The sequence below is a fragment of the Adhaeribacter rhizoryzae genome (assembly GCF_008629685.1).
Classification (GTDB): domain Bacteria; phylum Bacteroidota; class Bacteroidia; order Cytophagales; family Hymenobacteraceae; genus Adhaeribacter; species Adhaeribacter rhizoryzae.
The window spans coordinates 318043-337809 of sequence record NZ_VWSF01000002.1 but is presented as its reverse complement, the minus strand read 5'-3'; the positions used below and the strand labels follow the sequence as shown (position 1 = coordinate 337809).

Here is a 19767-nt window from a genome sequence, read left to right as displayed (position 1 = left end):
AACAAACCTGGTTTTCTTCCGGACAAAGATACACACCATCTGCAATAAACAGTATTTACCTAAAATCCGACATAAATATAGTTGTTTTTATATACTTACTTCAATTATTTATTATTTTTTTCATTTATTTTAATTAATGCTCTGCAAAATATCTCTGGAATTAACTTAAACAAACCCGGAACAAAACACTAGTATTAGTTCGGCTTTTGAAAAAGTCTTAAAACTTACATTAACTTGTTTTCTGGATTAACCCTCATAAGTTTAGCCAGGGAACAAGTTAATTATTACTTATTCTTTAAAACTCCTTCTTTACTAAAACGGGCTAATAAATTTTAAACCACTAGATAGAATTTAGGTTTAGATTTTAAATTCCTTATTGCTCCTTTACATTACTTACCTCCTCTTTCAATATTATAACGCTACCATCCTGCCGGTACCAGTTGGGCTCATTTAAAAATACCTTAAGTAGTTAAAGCAAATATTCATAAAAACCACATTCTACATTAAATCATATTTTCTTAAAACCTATAATTGGCTTTATATCACACAACCCCTTCTTGCCTTGCGTTAAAAACGTATTTTCTAACTTTAATCAAGCTCAGACAAGAGCTAAAAACAAGCATATTACGGATATTATGCGAATTATTTAAGCCTACTCGTTAGCTTAACAAAGCAGCAACACCGCAATACGGCATATAAACAATTTCAATTCTTTATATTAATCTCAAACCCCCCGTATATACAAAAAATTGCAATTTTCCCCTGTACTACAATTCAAATATTTCTTCCAAAATAAATTCTACATACATCTATTTCGTTGTAGCAACTTAAAAGTTACAATAGAAAATATAAATTTTTAAAGAAAATAAGCTTTTTTTAGCCATATTTTTGCACTATAAAAAATTAAGCTCTAGTTTAGAGCCGTGGAAACAAAATAAGCATAGGCTTAGCTTTAAATTTTAGTAAATGAACAATTTTAATATAACCATAATAAATATTTATACAGCTTCATAAAAATAATTATATTAATATATAAAAACCTGTCCAAACGCACTTTAAAAGCCAAATAAAAGCATCAAAATCAAGAATTATATAACAAAAGGCATCTAAATAATAAGCACACCTCAATTTAGTACAAATAAAATCACCTTAGTAATTAATTTATAAATAGATATTTCATGGAGCATACCTCTACAAAAACGTTTACTTCACTAACTAGTGGCCCTACCTTCCGGCCCAGCAACCGGAACAAAAAATACCAGAAGCAATCAGTTTGGCAGCCGTATTCGCGCATGTTATTGGTGTTTGCTTTAGTTCTAGGCAATGCATTTTATAGTTTGGCCCAGGCAACTTACCCTACCATGGCGCGGTTTGCTAAACCCAGCCCCGAACCAGCTGCCCCCGGCGATGCTTTTACGCCTCCTATGAGCGGTACCGCTCCGGCATTGGCTCCCCAAGGTGCTGAATGGACCCGCTCAGCCGGACCAGATGAATCTATTGTATTAACAGGTGTTAATTTATCGCGGCATGCCGGTACCGACGAAGGGAAGGATAGCCGCTTTTTGGTTTTTGGCCGCGGTGGTGTGCAAAAAGAAGCCCGCATTCAGCGTGTAGAAACCGATAAAGCTATTATTACTTTACCTAAAGATTTACCTTCCTGGTCGATGTATCTAATTTGGCCAGGTAACGAAGCTGGCTATGGTCAGCCGATTGCTATTAACCAGACCGATGCCTGGTGGGTTGGTCCGGACAAAGCTACCCAGGGACAGACAATATCGGTTTTTGGCCGGAACCTGGCGCAGAACAACGATACGTTACGTTCATATGTGTATATTAAACCAGTGGGCAGTGCCGGTCAGTGGGCAACTGTTACGCAGGTTAACCCTTATAAAGTAGATTTTACAGTTCCGGCTGGTTTAGGCAACGGCGAATACGAAGTTTGGGTGCATAACGGGCACGGCGGCCAGTACGGCTGGAGCGGACCACAAAAATTAACTGTTTATAACGGCCCACAATGGACAAACACTATTTTTAACGTTAAAAATTACGGTGCTACCGGCAACGGTTACACCGACGATACAGATGCTATTCGTAAAGCCATGTTAGCTGCCAGAAGCAGCCTGGGTGCTACTGTTTATTTTCCGGCTGGGGTTTATATGATGAGCAACAACCTGCAAGCCTACAGCAACATGCAATTAAAAGGCGATGGCCCGGATAAATCCGTTTTGAAATGTGCAGCTAACTACTCTTCATCGGCCATGTCGCTTATTTTTGGTTCGGTACAAACTTTTGCCATTACAGATTTAGGTTTCGATGGCAATAATAATTTTCGGGGTACGCTGGATAAACCTATTTTCCTGCGGGGCAGTACCGACATTTGGATTACCAATGCGCGCTTTGCATTTGCCGGTTACAACGTTATGGATTTACACAGCTGCCGGTACGTATTCTTAAACAAAACCGAACATATTGGTATTTCTTCCTTCCTGGGCGATTGTTCTCAATTATTTATTGATCGCAACAATATTAAAATGACCAACGATTCTGATATGGCGCTGCACTCCTGGAGTGGCTCCGGTATTAGCATGACCCGGACTACTGCCAGAGACTTAGATAATTCTAACCTATACAGTGGTGCTGGCTGGGGTAAAGGTCGTGTTTTTACCGGCAATGGCACTTGGGGCAGTAACCGCAATACCTATTTAGGCAATAACGTAACTTACGACCTAACGCCACGCCCGGCAGCCGATGTAGACCAGAACTCTGGTGAGCAATTTTTATGGGAAGGCAACCTGGGCCAGTGGGCTGGTTACGCCAGTTCTTCAACCGACATTACTACTAGCGTACCTGGCTACAGCATTACGGCTCAGAATAAATTGTACGCCGTAATTGTAAAAGGAAAAGGTATTGGCCAATCGCGCCGGGTTGTTGCCAACAATGGAGGTAATATTACTTTAAACGAGCCCTGGAACGTAATTCCGGATGCCAGCAGCTACATTGTTATAGGCCACTTCATCGACCGGATTGCGGTTTACAACAACTATTTAGACGGTAAACCACGCGCGGTAACTAACCCCGACCATATTGCCGCTGCCGGTATTGAGCCTTTTGGCGGTGCTATGAATTTTATTGCTGCTAATAATACCCTGCACGAATTGCGCCAGGGTGTAGCCAACTGGTCTACGCAACACGCTACCGGTTTAGACCCTAACTTTTTTAGCATGTATACCAATAATAAAATGGTAAACTGCCGGTGGGGTATTTACAACCAATTAATATTAACCCGCCCCGAAGGTACCGCCGTACTGGGTACTACTTACCGTAAAAACGATATTCAGGGCGCTGCCGTGGCTGGTATTCATACCTCTGTTTCTACATCTGCCAACAACTCGCTTAATGCCGATGTTTTTGAATTTAACTCTTTAAGCAATCTGCCCCAGGGCTTATCTTCTTCATCAACTGGTATTATGAACCAGTTCTTCTATAAAAATAACTTTAACGCAATAGGTGGTTATGGCCTGACCATTACACCTAAAATGGCCCTGCGGGAAAACACTTACCAAGGCGTAAGTGCCCTGTACAAAGGCGGTTTACAAGGTACTACCGTAGAAGCGCCCCTGCACGTAATTGATATGGCAGGTACAGCCGGCGGCGGGTTGGTAAAAACTGATTTTACGTTGAAAAACTCTACTATTGCGGCCATGAACTGGGTTGCAACCAGCAACGCTTCCTGGCTTACTATTGGCACCAGCAGTGGTACCATTCCGGATGAACGCTGCACCAGCTTGGTGGAATTAGTAGCGAACCCAATTGGTTTAACAGTTGGCACGCACACTGCTACCATTACTGTAACCGTTGGCGACCAAATTAAAAAATATACGGTATCATTAAAACTTACAACTCCGCAAAACGGGGTAACCATCACCGCTCCTGCTGCCAACAACGTATTTTCTACCGGCGAACAGATTACTATTACCGCCAATGCTACGGATCAGAATGCAGGGGTTACCAAAGTAGAGTTCTTTAACGGTACAATAAAATTAGGCGAAGATTTAACCAGCCCTTACAGCTTTACCTGGAGCAATGCGCCCGCTGGCACTTTTAACTTAACAGCCAAGTCTACGAACAGTGCTGGCGCCAGTACTACTTCGGCCGCGGTTATTATTACAGTGAGCGAAAACAAAGCTCCTACTGTAAATATTACTTCTCCTTTAACAGCTACTACTTTTGCCGCGCCTGCCAGCATTACCATTAATGCCAATGCCACCGATACCGATGGTACCATTAGCAAAGTAGAATTTTTTAACGGTACTATAAAATTAGGCGAAGATGTAACCAGCCCTTATTCTTTTAACTGGTACAATGTTGCTATTGGTTCGTACGTGATTACCGCTAAAGCTACCGATAACGCTGGTGCAGTTACGACTTCGGCACCTGCTATAACTACCGTTTTGGTAAATACCACGCCTTCTGTAGCCATAACCGCACCCGGTAACAACGCCCAGATTAAGGCCCCTACCAACGTTTATATTCTTGCCAATGCCGAACTAACCAATGGTAATATCAGCAAAGTAGAGTTCTTTAACGGCGCTACCAAAATTGGTGAAAAAACAGTAGCTCCTTACGAAATGTATTGGATGAATCCTGCAACTGGCACCTATACGATTACCGCTAAGGCAATTGGCAATACTGGTACTACCACTACATCGGCTCCGGTTACCATAACTGTAGTAAACAGTGCTACGCTTATTAATACCGCTCCTTCTGTAAGCATTGCTTCACCAGGCAGCACCACCAATTTTACCGCTCCAGCAAATATTAACATTAATGCAAATGCCGCAGATATTGATGGCATGGTTACCAAAGTAGAGTTCTTCTATGGCACCATTAAATTAGGCGAAGATGTAACTAGTCCGTTTAGCTTTACCTGGACTAACGTACCAGCTGGCTCTTATGCTTTAACCGCTCGGGCTACCGATAATACCGGCACTACGGTAACTTCTGCCCCGGTAAATATTGCCGTAAAAACCTCCAACACTACCAGCAACGCATTGCCAATAGTAGCAATTACTTCGCCAAGCACCGGCGCTGCCTTTACTGCCCCGTCTACCATTACCCTGAGTGCTAATGCTACAGATAATGATGGCACTATTAGTAAAGTAGAGTTCTTTAATGGTTCGGTAAAATTAGGCGAAGATGTAACCAGCCCTTACAGCTTTACCTGGAATAACGTAGCTGCCGGTAATTATACCGTATCGGCTCGCGCTACCGACAATACAGGTGCAATTGCTACCTCTGCCGGAATAAACCTGGTGGTTAATGCCGCGGCCGCTCCCGTAGCACCAACGGTAACGCTTACCAGCCCTACTACCAATACCAGCTTTACGGCTCAGGCAAATATTACTTTAGCAGCCAATGCCACTGACGCAGATGGTACAGTAGTAAAAGTAGAGTTTTATAACGGTGCTACTAAGTTAGGTGAAGTTGTAACCAGCCCTTATAATTTTACCTGGAGCAATGTACCGGCTGGTTCTTATACCTTAACCGCTAAGGCCTACGACAATGCTGGTTTAACTACCACCTCAAACATAGTAACCTTACAAGTTAATGCACCAGTAATTCCAGTAGCACCAACTGTTTCTATTACTTCACCGGTTACTGGCACCAGCCTGGTTGCTCCTGCCAACTTAACTATAACCGCCAATGCCGCCGATACAGATGGTTCTGTGAGTAAAGTAACCTTCTTTAATGGTGGTGTAAAATTAGGCGAAGACTTAACCAGCCCTTATACTTTCTCGTGGGCTAATGTAGCGGCCGGTAACTATACCATTACCGCTGTTGCCACCGATAATGCCGGACTTACCACTACCTCGGCAGCAGTACAAGTAACCGTAAAGGCGCCAGTATTGGTTGCCCCAACCGTAAATATTACTTCTCCTTTAACGGCTGCTACTTACACCGCCCCGGCCAGCATTATAATTAATGCCAATGCTACAGATAATGATGGCACTATCAGTAAAGTAGAGTTCTTTAACGGTACCGTAAAATTAGGCGAAGATGTAACCAGCCCTTACAGCTTTACCTGGAATAACGTAGCCGCCGGTAATTATACCTTAACTGCCAAAGCCACCGATAACAACGGGTTAACAGCTGATGCCGCAGGCGTTAATGTAGTAGTAAAAGCACCAGTTATACCGCTAGCCCCAACCGTAGCAGTAACATCACCAAGCTCTGGCGCCACCTTTACAGCTCCGGCTACAATTACGCTTACTGCCAACGCCGCCGATACTGATGGAACCGTAACCAAAGTTGAATTTTATAACGGTACTACTAAATTAGGGGAAGACGCAACTGCTCCGTATGCCTTCACCTGGACTAATGTTGCCGCCGGCTCTTACGTAATAACTGCCAAAGCTATTGATAACACAGGTTTAGTTACAACTTCAGCCGCAGTAAATATTACAGCCAAAGCTTTAGCAGCACCTAGCGTTGCCATCACTTCACCTTTGAATGCTGCTGTTCTTCAGGCTCCGGCTACTGTAAATATTGCCGCCAATGCCTCAGACGTAGATGGTTCAGTAGTTAAAGTAGAATTTTACAATGGTGCTACTAAAATCGGCGAAGACTTAACCAGCCCTTATAACTTTACCTGGAGCAATGTGAGCGCGGGTACGTATACCTTAACGGCTAAGGCAACCGACAACAACGGTCTGTTTACCACTTCGGCTCCGGTTACTATTACCGTAAAGGCTCCCGCAGCCCCAACGGTAGCGCTTACCAGCCCAACTACCAATACCAGCTTTACGGCTCCGGCAAATATTACCTTAGCCGCCAATGCTACCGACACAGATGGCACAATAATAAAAGTAGAGTTTTATAACGGTACTACTAAGTTAGGCGAAGATGTAACCAGCCCTTATAATTTTACCTGGAGCAATGTGCCAGCTGGCTCTTACACCCTAACTGCTAAGGCCTACGACAATACCGGACTAAGCAGCACATCGGCAGCCATTAATATTAATGTAGTAGCTAATAATGCCCCTAACTTTACTATTAATATTACCTCGCCACTTGCCGGCACCCAGTACAAGGGCACTACAAACATTTTAATTAACACCAGCATTTCTTCGGCTATAGGAACAATTAAAAAAGTAGAGTTCTATAACGGTAACGTTAAAATAGGAGAAGACCTTACCAATCCGTTTAGTTTTACCTGGAACAACTTAACAGCCGGCACTTATACCTTAACCGCTAAAGCCACCAATAAAGCTGGTCAAAGCGCAACATCACAGCCAGTAGTGGTAACCGTGAACACCGGTTTAGTAAATGGAATTATCTCACCAATAGTAGATTCGAATTATAAAACAGCTACTGGCGGTATATCGTGGCAATATTGGAATAATGTACCAGGCTGGTACGGCCCAGGCCAACTACCTGTAAACAATACACCTACGGGCAGCAAAATATTAACTTCATTTGCAGCACCGGTTAACATGGGCGATAATTATGGTACCCGCATAAGAGGTTATGTGATACCGCCTACCACCGGAGAGTACGTGTTTTACATTGCCGGCGACGACCAAGCCGACTTATATTTAAGTACATCAGCAGATCCGAATCAGAAAAAAATGATTGCTTACTTAAGCCGGCCAACGGCGGCTAACAAGTTCACCGACCATGCCTCACAACAATCTAAAACAGTTACCCTGCAAGCTGGCAAACGGTACTACATCGAGGCTTTACACAAAGAAGGTACTGGCCTTGATCACGTATCGGTTGGTTGGAAATTGCCAAATGGCACCTTACAAGGTCCTATTGCCGGAACTTACTTAGCACCTTTTGAAACTGGTTTAAATATTGTAGCCACAAGCAACCAGTCTGCTGAGCAGTTAAGCGCATCTGTTAATACGGCCCAGGTTAGTGCGTATCCGAACCCGGCTCAGAGCAGAACTACAATTGAGTTCACGCTGGTGCAGAACGAAGATTACAAAATCCAGATTTTTGACCTGAAAGGTAACTTGATAAAAACCTTGCAATCTGGCAAAGCCAAGGCAAACGAAGCAGTAAAAGTTACCTGGGAAGTTGGCAATTTGCCAAAGGGTATCTACAATGCTACTGTAACTACCAACAGCCAAGTTAAAACTACTCGGATTGTAATTCAATAACCTAAGCAGCCGGTCTGGCTATTAAACACAAGCCCTAACCAATAAATTTTGGTTAGGGCTTTTTGTTTATACCTACCTGGCCACCTTAAAATATTTATTTACGTGGTCAGCAGCAGAGAGCAAAAAACTTCATAGAAAAAATAGTGCAGCTAAATACATAAGTCAGCGGTCTGCCTGTACGGGCGTCTTTTAACAGCCAAAACATAATTTAAGCAGTTGTTTAACTTGGTGAATCCGGGTATGTAAAGCTAATAATTGGGAAATTAGGCAGGTAAACCAAGTTGCTTATGTTCTTAGGACTGCCTTACCAACATTTTTAATCTAATTTTAATCTAATTTTAACACCAATGCTATTTACCCGCTAATCTAAATTTTTTCAAGAGAAAGTAATCCTTACTTAACCCATTTAATCCCCATAACAATATTAAAATATTCAATAAAAAGTATTTTCTATTTAAAATTTTACAATCAGACTAAATTTAAATACTTATCTAATTATAATAATTTTCGCTTATATAATTGAAAGAATCTTTTAGGCTAATTTCGGCTTAAAATAAAAATTGTAGCTTAAAAAGTATAGCTATTTTCTATATCTACAAATCCTTTTTTAGTACTATATCTTATTTTATATTACTAAATTCTTGTATGAACAAATAAAAATATAATTTTTCTATAAACATATAATATTTAGATACTTATATATTATACTTAAAATCAAAGACACATTTCCCCAATATTTTTTCAGATGTAGCTGATTAAATTTTTACAAGTAGCCATTCTACATAAATTATAATAAACGCCCTGTTTTTTGCATTTTTTTAAAAAATTTACTGGCATTTTGGTTTTAATTTTTTATACAGTAGGTTTGCGGCGGTAAAATCAAGGCTATCATAGTTTACAAACTTTTAATTTACGTTATGTACTATGTAAAGTTTCGACAAAGTCGATACGGTTAAAAAAAAATAAAAAGTGCAATCAGTAATCGTTAAAGGGCACCAACCCGATTTATTGCTTATTTACTGAAACAGAAAAGCTTACAAAAAAAGGCGCTAAATATTGTTTCAGCATTTTTTTTAGCTCTGTTCAGAATTTCAGGTGCGGTTGCAACCTTTAAATGCATTAGTTTTTCACCGCTTATTTTAAGAACTCATTTTTTATTTACAGAAAGACTAACCGGAATTAATCTTTATAAGGAGAAGCAAGAAATTTACCATCAGGCTTTCCCTTGGGGTTAAACCAGTAAAACTAGAGAATATCCAAATTACCCTTACCCAATACTAAATACTTAAGCTATCGAAAAAAACCACTACACAAACCTAAACCTTAATTAAAACCCGTTCTATAATGTCCTTAATACTACCCAAAACACAGCCTGGCAAACGACAGCAAAGCCTACGCCTTTTAATCGTTCTGCTACTCACTTGGGGCAATTTCCTAACCCTTGAAGCGCAAACTACTTACCCTGCCCCACAGCGCTTTACTAAACCTAGTCCCGAACCAGCCGCTCCCGGCGATGCATTTACCCCTCCCGTAAACGGTACTGCTTCTACTTCCGCTCCCCAAGCCGCAGAGTGGACCCGCACTGCCGGCCCCGATGAATCTATTGTTCTTACCGGGGTAAATTTTTCGAGGTACACCGGAGCCGATGCCGGGAAAGACACTCGCTTTATGATCTATGGCCGAAATTCTACCCAAAAAGAGGCCCGCATTCAACGCTTAGATAATGACAAAACCATCTTAACCCTTCCGAAAGATTTACCGGGATGGTCGATGTATTTAATTTGGCCGGGCAACGAAGCTGGGTACGGCAACCCAATTGCGGTAAATAAAACCGATGTTTGGTGGGCTGGTCCCGATAAAGCTACCCGCAACCAAACGGTTTCGGTATTTGGCCGGAATTTGGCGCAAAACAACGATACACTCCGCTCTTATATTTACCTGAAACCAGTAGGTGGTGGCGGTCAGTGGGTTAATGTAACCGATGTAAACCCTTACCGGGTAGATTTTACTGTACCAGCCGGTTTACCGAACGGCGAATACGAAATTTGGGCGCACAACGGCCACGGTGGCCAGTATGGCTGGAGCGGTCCTCAAAAAATAACTATTTACGACGGCCCCCAATGGACCAATACTGTTTTTAACGTAAAAAATTACGGTGCGGCCGGTAACGGTTATAATAACGATACTGATGCTATCCGGAAAGCCATTGATGCCGCCCGTCAATCGCCGGGGGCTACGGTTTACTTTCCGGCCGGTACTTACATGATTTCCAGTTACCTGCACATCTATAATGATGTAAAGTGGAAAGGAGATGGCAGAAGCAACACCATTATTAAATGTGCTCCTACCTTTAACTCCGAATACGGCATGGTATTCGGTAACGTGGCCCGGACTTTCTCTATTAGCGATATGGGCTTCGATACCAATAATAATTTCCGGGGCAACCGCGATAAACCAGTAATTCTGCGCGATTGCCAGGATGTTTGGATACACAATGTGCGCTTTAATTTTAAAGGCTTTAACCTGCTGGACCTGCACAACAGCCGCCGAGTATTTATGACGAATACCGACCACATTGGTATTTCTACCTTCCTGGGTAATTGCTCCCAATTATTCATTGATCGGAATAATTTTTACATGACCAACGATAGCGACATGGCCCTTCACACCTGGGGTGGGGGTGGCATTAGCATGACCCGCTCTACCTGCCGCGACTTAGATAATTCAAACCTTTCGAGCGGCGCTGGCTGGGGTAAAGGCCGTTTCTTTGTGGGTAATGGCTCGTGGGGTAGCAACCACCTTACGTATTTAGCTAATAATATTACCTACGATCTTACCCCCCGCCCGGCCGGCGATGTAGACCAGAACTCCGGTGAGCAATTTTTATGGGAAGGTAACCTGGCCTCTTGGGCGGGCTATCCGTCTTCTTCTAGCGCTACTTCTACTACCCTGAATGGCCTGAGCGGTTATACCAACGAATCTAACTCTAAGTATGTAGCTATTGTAAAAGGAAAAGGTTTGGGTCAGACCCGTCGGATAATTACTAACAGTGGTGGCGTTATAACCCTGGATGAACCCTGGAACGTGATTCCGGATGCCAGCAGTTACATAGTAGTAGGTGATTTTGCCGACCGCATTGCCATTTACAAAAATTCATTCGATGGCAAAGCCCGCGCTTCTACCAGTCCTACCCACGTTGCGGCAGCGGCGATAGAACCATTTGGAGGCTCTTTTAACGTAATTGCCGATAACAATACAATGACTGATTTACAGCAAGGTATTGCTAACTTTTCTACGCAGCACACCACGGGTATGGACCCCAACTTCTTTAATTTATTTACCAATAACACCATGCGCAATGTAAAATGGGGCATGTATAACGAAGTAGGGCGTTTCTCCAGAAATGAAGGCACCTTTATGCTGGGTATAACTTACCGGAATAATACCGTAGAATCGGCGGTCTCGGCTGGATTTTATAACAGCTTGCCCCAGTCTGCCGATGTTTTAAACGCCAGTGTTTACGAACATAATGCCATTAACAATGCACCAGAAGGTTTAATAACTTCTAAAGAAGGCTTATCTAATTTGCTCTTCTATAAAAATAACTTTAATGGTGTAAGCAAAGCTTTACCTACTACTACTAAAATGGCTCTCCGGGAAAATTCTTATGCCGGCGTTGGTAAGTTTTACGATGGCACACTGCCCGGAGCTATAATAGAAGCACCCTTACACGTTGTTGAAATAGAAGGTAAAGCCGGCGGCAGCGTTGTAAAGAGCAATTTTGTGCTATATAACTCTGGTTATACCGCCATGAACTGGGCCGCAACCAGCAGTGCTGGCTGGCTTACTTTATCGGCCAATGGTGGTACTATCGAAAACGAACGGGAAATTGCATTAATAGAGCTAAGTGCTAATCCGGCTGGGTTACCGGTAGGCTTACACAGAGCTACCATTTCGGTAACTGCCGGTGCCATTACCGAAAAATATACAGTTGAATTTGATTTAACGGCACCTACCAACGGGGTTACCATTACTGCACCAACTGCTAATGCTACGTTTGCCGCATCCGATCAAATTAATATTACCGCAACTGCCACAGACGCTAACGCAGCAGTAACCAAAGTTGAATTCTTTGCCGGTTCTACCAAATTAGGCGAGGATTTAACCAGCCCGTACAGTTTTAACTGGACCAATGCCCCGGCCGGAACCCACGCGTTAACCGCTAAAGCTACTAATAGCACCGGACAGGTTACCACCTCAGCCGTAGTTAGTGTAACTAAAACCAATAATAACGAACCTACTATTACGTTAACGGCACCAACTGGTGGCAGTAAATTTGCCGCGCCGGCTAGTATTACTATTACGGCTAATGCTTCTGATACGGATGGTACCATTGCCAAGGTTGAATTTTACAACGGCAATACAAAAATTGGCGAGGATACCTCCAGCCCTTATGCCTTTGACTGGTATAACGTTGATATAGGAACCTATGCCATTACTGCTAAAGCCATTGATAATGCTGGTGGCTCCGCAACTTCAGCCCCGGTTATGGTTTCGGTGTTAACGGCTACCGTACCTACCGTAGCTATTGTTACCCCCGGCGAAAACAGTACCCATTTTTACCCGACCAACGTGCGTATTTTAGCAAACGCAGAATTAACGAACGGTAACATTAGCCGGGTAGAATTTTACGCAAACGGTAACAAAATTGCGGATCGGGGCTATGCTCCTTTCGAAATTCACTGGATGAATATTCCAACGGGTACTTATACTGTTACGGCCCGGGCTATTGGCTCTAACGGCGTGGCCGGAACCTCAGCCCCCGTAAAATTTAATGTTGTTAACCTGGGTACACTTATAAATACAGCGCCAACCGTTAGCATTGCCTCTCCTACTTCCACCAATAGCTTTAAAGCACCAGCCGGTATTAATATTACCGCCAATGCATCCGATGCTAACGGTTCTATTAGTAAAGTAGAATATTTTTATGGCACTACTAAACTAGGAGAAAGTACCACCGCACCTTATACCTTTAACTGGAGCAACGTAACTACCGGCACTTACGAAATAACGGCCAAAGCCACTGATAATGCTGGTACTTCAACTACTTCTGCGCCTGTGAAAGTAACGGTTGGCACATCTAACACCATAAGCGCTGCTTTGCCTACGGTAAATATTACCTCGCCAACCGCCAGCACCAACTTGTTAGCGCCGGCTGTTGTTACTATTACCGCCAATGCAGTAGATTCCGATGGCACCATTAGTAAGGTTGAGTTTTACCAGGGCGGCATTAAACTAGGCGAAGATACCAGCAGTCCGTATAGTTTTACGTGGCTTAACGTGCTAGCAGGCGTTTATCCAATAACTGCTCGGGCCATTGATAATTCCGGACTATCGTCCACTTCGGCCCCAGTAAATATTACCGTACAGCTTCCTATATTAACGCCAGCTCCTGCTCCGTCGGCTCCGGTAGTAACGCTAACCAGCCCGAGTGCCAACAGCAACTTTACGGCGCCAGCCAATATTACCATTGCGGCGAATGCCAGCAGTACCGATGGCAGCATTAGCAAAGTAGAGTTCTTCAACGGCAGCACGAAAGTAGGCGAAGATATAACTAGCCCGTACAGCTTCACCTGGAGCAATGTTAGTGCCGGTACCTATACCTTAACCGCCAGAGCCACCAATAATGTTGGTCAAACCACTACATCGGCTCCGGTTAATGTGAATGTAAACGCAATTAAGGCACCAGAGCCTACGCCAGAGGCAAACCCAGATTCGGCACCGGTCGCAGAAGGCTTGTCTGTGACGCTTACAGCTCCTATTGCAAACAGCACCCAGGTAATACCAACAAATCTTTATTTGTCAGCCAAAGTTACTTCAGACGAAGGAACCATCCGAAGAGTAGAGTTTTATAATGGTACTACCAGATTAGGCGAAAAAACCTGGGCCCCTTACGAAGCTTATTATATAAATGCACCTGCCGGTAATTATAGCATTACTGCTAAGGTTACAAGCTCAACCGGTGCTACAGCTATTTCGGCTCCGGTTACAGTTACAGTTTTAACGCAGAATGGTACCACGCCAGCTCCTGCTCCGTCGGCTCCAGAAGTAGCACTAACCAGCCCAAGTGCCAACAGCAGCTTTACAGCACCAGCCAGTATTACCATTGCGGCGAATGCCAGCAGTACCGATGGCAGCATTAGTAAAGTAGAGTTCTTCAACGGCAGCTCAAAGGTAGGCGAAGATTTAACCAGTCCTTATAGCTTTACCTGGAGCAATGTTAGCGCCGGCAGCTATACCTTAACCGCCAGAGCTACTAATAATGTGGGACAAACCACTACATCGGCCCCGGTTAATGTTAATGTAACACCGGTTATAACACCGGCTCCAGCCCCGGCTCCTAGCACGGCTTGTTCGGGTACCGGCAGTATATCCTGGGATTATTGGGCCAATGTTCCGGCCTGGTATAACATAGACCAAATACCGGTTAACAACACACCTACTGCTTCCAGAAAAATGACTTCGTTTAGCAGCCCAACCAATATTGGCGATTATTTTGGTGCCCGCTTACGCGGCTATATTTGTCCGCCGGTATCTGGTAACTATGTGTTTTACATTGCCGGCGACGACCAAGCTGACTTGTTTATCAGTACCGACGATAATCCTGCCAATAAAACCCATATTGCTCATTTAAGCAGTACTACCGGTATTGAGCAATACGATAAAGATGCTTCGCAGCAATCTAAAACTATTTATTTGCAAGCCGGCAGACGCTATTATATTGAAGCCTTACACAAAGAAGGCGTTGGTTTAGATAATGTAAGCGTAGCCTGGAAATTGCCGAATGGCACCATGCAGGCCCCTATTGCCGGTGCCCACTTAATGCCATTTGAATCATCTAGCTTACTAAGCAGCAGAAGTGCCGATTCTTCTTTGGAAATTTTCGCTGGCGGTACAACGGGTCAAACGTTAAGCGCTTACCCTAACCCGTTTAGCAACGGTACGTCTATTCAGTTCTCCTTACCTACCGAAGAAGCTTATACCTTAAGTATTTTTGATATGAAAGGCTCGCTGATTAAAACCCTGCAACAAGGCAAAGCCAAAGCCAACGAATTGGTTCAAGTACAATGGGAGGCCGGCAATATTCCTGCTGGTATTTATATTGCTAAACTCGTAACCAAAAGCGGTGTTCAGAATATTAAAATTGTACGGGAGTAGTTTCTAACCTTGTATTTACCGGTATTTAACAAACAGCCGGTATATTTCTAAAAAAGCCCTAACCCAATAAAGTGGTTAGGGCTTTTTTTATGGTAGTCGGGCAAGAGAGCAAAACCAAATTCCTGAATTAAAATACGGCTGTTTCTTTAATTGTGGTTCACACCTGCTTTAGCCACAACTTGCTTTAAACAGATTTTTACGGCCTGTATAAACCTGGTTGAACAGAGTAATGCCAAATAGAATAAAAAGCCTTGCATAGAGAGAACTCAAATCATTGTAGCCCTTCCAGTCATTCTGTTAAGAATCTTCTGCTTAGAAAGGGTTACAGGTAAATTCCAGGCTTGGTTTATTACCTGTTTATCCAACTCATACACAAGATTCTTTTGGAATTCTTTGAATTCTATAGAATGACTGGGTGTGGAGGAAAGCCATTTTCTAGGCTGCTATGGAACAGCATATTTACTATTTGGTATAAGCTTCAGATGCGGAAAGGGGAATATTTATTTCTTAATTACTGTTCAGTTTTAAAAACACTTTCTTGCCGAGGAATATTTATTCTTAGTAGCAGGAGAATAAGAAATTATCTGCCGCCAGTAATTAACTGGTAAAAAGAAGTTGCCTTTTGCCGCAGAAATGTTCCTACCATAAGGCTAATTATAATGGTAATAATTGGTGCCAGAAAATATACCAGGATAGACGTAAATTCAGTATTGCCAATCAGGAAAATTAGTCCTTTTTTAAAAATAGTCAGGATTGGTTCATGAAAAGCAAAAATGAAAAAAGACAAGGAAAACAAATTGAAATATTTCTTATCGCCAAAGCTTTGGCCTTTAAATAATACATCGTAGAAATACCAGATGGCAAATACCCCAAGCGCAGCGCTGGTTTTCTGGAGGGCAACGTAAGTTGTTAAAGGTACGGCATCTATTAAAATGGTTTGTACGAGTAGCAGCACCAACCATAATATTAACGCTACAATACCTGCTCTCGGGAAATAACAGGCCAGGTAATTTTTATGCTGTAAACCCAGGAAAGCACCCAATGAAAAAAACACCACGCCCAAGCCAAACTCAAACCCAAGCACCAGCGGGTACGGAAAATTAAAAAACCACAACAAAGCCGCCAGCACTATCCAAACAAGTTTTAAATATTTGGTTAAGAAGTAAATTACCGGCGATAATATTACCAGCACCAGTAAAGACTTAATAAACCAAAGCTGATAAGGAACAGGATTTAACAAAATGGTATCGGCTAGTTTTGCCCCAGAAAAGTTTTTAACTGGTTCGTTGCGGAAAAAATTTTCGGCGTAAGGCAGATTTTGTAGCGTAAAAAACAAAAGCAATCCAAAAACAGACCAGAATAAATAAGGAATAACCAAAGATTTAAAACGCCGGCGATATTTGGTTAAAATGCCTTGCAGCGAAAAGTCGGGCTTTAAAAAAAATAAATACCCCGAAAGTAAAAAAAACAGGGGCACCGCTACCCGGGCAATGCCATTGGTAATAAAATTCTGGACAAATAAATTTACTTCGTTTTCGGTGTGTAAGGTTTCGGTTTTAAAATTTACTATTACATTATAAGAATGCAGAAAAACAACTAAAATCATTGCAAAAAACTGAATGACTTTAATTTTTTCACTTAGGTATTTATTCATGCCAAACTATTTTCTACCCCGCTAAAAGGCAAAGCAATATTATTGCTCCAAACCGGAGAAACAATATTGCTCTAAAAATTTAATTAATTTATATATGCGTTTTTAGTGAACAAACCGCTAAAACTACTGGCCAGCTATTTTTATAAAATAAGCATGTTATAAAATTACTTAACTATTGCGTTTAGCCGGCCTTATGCGCTACCCTTTCATTTTCTCGACTGGTATGGCCAAGGTGTTAGAGGATGCTTCTTTTATTTTAGAGAAATTTTGCAGATCATCGGCATTGTACATGACGTAATTATTGTCGTTAAATAACTTCGAAATATAACCAACGTTTTCATCGCCTACTTCTACTAAAACTTTAGGCCGGGCCGTTTGCATGAGTTCCTGGGCACCTTCCAGCACAAATTTTTCGGCTCCTTCTACGTCAATCTTCAGGAAATCTGGTTTAGCATAATGCTGCAGTAAATAATCCAGCGTAACGGTAGGTACCTTGTAAGTTTCCCGTACACCTCCGGTTTGGTTAGAACCCTGTGAAGTAACTATGTGATTGGTAGCCCGGGCTCTTTCGGCAATATTAAATTCTACCAAACCATTATAATTAGAAATAGCGAGCGGCAAAATATCAACGGTATATTCGCGGTTTAGGGCAGCCGATTTTTTTACCAGATTAGCCATTACAATATCGGCTTCAACTGCCAGACACTTACCGTTCCGGCCGGCTTTAGCTATAGCAGCAAAGGTAAACAACCCAATATTTGCGCCAATATCCCAAATTACATCGTCTTGCTGAATAAAGTTAATCGCAATGTTATAAAGCATGGGATCAATATTATCCAAATTCAGTTTCCAGTATTTCAGGCCGCCTTCGGGGGTTACAAACATGGGTAAAGAGTTAAACTCTTTAGGAAGATTACGTTTTAATATTACTCCCCTGCTTAATCTTTCTGTAATTGTTCTAATCATATAGTTTAGCTATAACTAAAAGCTTTTTTAAATAAACTTATTATTTAATGCGTTTTTTAAAACATAATACGTTAAACGCTGAATCTTTTATGCTAGTAAAATATATTTTTTACCAAGCTTTATTTTTCAAATTCTGATTTACTAAACCTGAATTTTACTTGTTTACAATTTAGTGGTGTCTTAAAAAAAGGTTTAGGTTCGGGCGAAATATAAAATAAAAACTATATTCCGTTTTCAATATTACGTACAAAATTTGAATTTCACGAAAAGATTTTATTTTACGCTACTAGAATTCAAAATAAGTTTATCTGCTCTGGCATTAACCAAACCGAAGCAATCTGCTAAATATTTATTAGCCAATACGTTACTAATATTATGACTAAGCATTAATAACCGTTCCTTTCTTAACTTCCTGCTTATTAATATACAGCAAAACTTTAGGAATGCTTATTAAAATATAGCCCGCCAGTACTACTATCAGAAACAAATAATTAATGCTAAAATGAAGAAACCCCAGAATGCCAACTATAAAAAACAGGTTAAAGCAATATAAGGTACAGGAAGCAGATTTATGGTTTAGGCCGAGGTTCAGCAACAAATGATGAATATGGTTTCTATCGGCGTGAAACGGCGATTTTCCGCTGAAAACCCTTACGATAAAAACCCGCAACGTATCGGCTAGCGGCACAATAAGAATAGCCATTGCAATAACGGGCGTAGGCAAATATAATTTGGCTGATGCATCGAGCAAAATAGGGGTATCTAGCAATTGCACGCACATAATGGCGAGTAAAAAACCAGTAAACAAAGAGCCGCAATCGCCCATGAATATTTTAGCGGGCGCAAAATTAAATTTCAGGAAGGCCAGCAAAGCGCCTACCAGGGCAAACGCTACGGCTGCCCAGCCAATTTGGCCGCTATACCAAAATAAAGAACCAAATGCTCCCGCGCTAATAATACCAATACCGCCGGCCAGCCCATCGATGCCATCTATTAAATTAAAGGCGTTTATGATTACGATAAAGGCAAAAAGTGTTAACCCAAAACTTACCAGATACGGCAGTTCATACAGGCCTAGTAATCCCTGCAAATTATAAATCCGGATGTTGCCGTAATAAATAATTAACCCTGAAGCTACCAGTTCGCCTATTAATTTCTTTACAGGCCTGATTGCAACAATATCATCCTGAATGCCAATCATAAATACGATTACCATTGATAAGATGAACCATCGCATTAAATTGGCCGGAATAAGATCGACCCAAAACAAAACGGAAAAAAAAGTACCGGCAAAGATGGCTATACCTCCCAAGGCCGGAATCATTTTTTGGTGGTGTTTTCTTTCGTCCGGCTCATCAAATAATTTACGCGTATGCGCTATCCGTATTACTGATGGAATTACAAAATAGGTAATCAGAAATGCGGTTAAAAAGCTGGTAAAAATTTCAAACATAATAATTCCTTAAAAACCCTCTACATTACTTTATGCCAGCAGCAAAAAATTACTGGTGTTTACAATTGCTAATATTTATTTTTAAATATATAGCTTATCACCAGGCGCAAGCCTTTCAGGCTTTTTATTCACCAAGAAGATCTAACTTCTTTTTGAGTAGCAGTAGTTTTAGAAAAAATACGGGTAACTTGTTTAAGCATGCGCAGTTCAGGCGAAACAATGGCAAACTGCTGCAGTTTACGCAAAGGCTTCAGCATTAAGGTATAAAGCTTCGGGTTCAGCTTGTTGTACTCCCAGGCTAATCTATCTTC

Annotated in this window: 5 protein-coding genes and 1 pseudogene; 2 read left to right on the top strand and 4 right to left on the bottom strand. The window is 41.9% G+C overall.

Going from position 1 to position 19767, the window contains the following annotated elements; genetic code table 11:
* The first annotated feature begins 1178 nt into the window (after nucleotides 1-1178).
* Both F0145_RS04465 and F0145_RS04460 read left to right on the top strand, forming a co-directional pair.
* On the top strand, nucleotides 1179-8165 hold the full coding sequence (locus F0145_RS04465) for an Ig-like domain-containing protein (protein WP_150087095.1): 6987 nt from the start codon (nucleotides 1179-1181) through the stop codon (nucleotides 8163-8165).
* A gap of 1344 nt (nucleotides 8166-9509) precedes the next feature.
* Nucleotides 9510-15383: an Ig-like domain-containing protein gene (locus tag F0145_RS04460; protein WP_150087094.1), complete on the top strand. Its 5874-nt coding sequence runs from the start codon at nucleotides 9510-9512 to the stop codon at nucleotides 15381-15383.
* A 580-nt stretch (nucleotides 15384-15963) separates the two neighbouring features.
* Here F0145_RS04460 and F0145_RS04455 read toward each other — a convergent pair.
* From F0145_RS04455 to F0145_RS26080, 4 genes and pseudogenes are all read right to left on the bottom strand, one after another.
* Complete coding sequence (locus F0145_RS04455; RefSeq protein ID WP_150087093.1) at nucleotides 15964-17037, bottom strand: acyltransferase family protein; 1074 nt, start codon at nucleotides 17035-17037, stop codon at nucleotides 15964-15966.
* Between the two features lie 198 nt (nucleotides 17038-17235).
* Entirely contained in the window at nucleotides 17236-18003 is a 768-nt protein-coding gene (locus F0145_RS04450; protein WP_150087092.1) for an FkbM family methyltransferase, read from the bottom strand.
* Nucleotides 18004-18382: 379 nt separating this feature from the next.
* A complete protein-coding gene (locus F0145_RS04445) occupies nucleotides 18383-19456 on the bottom strand; it encodes an MraY family glycosyltransferase (protein ID WP_150087091.1) in 1074 nt (357 codons plus the stop codon).
* Between the two features lie 128 nt (nucleotides 19457-19584).
* Nucleotides 19585-19767: pseudogene (locus F0145_RS26080) on the bottom strand (hypothetical protein); the annotation flags it as partial.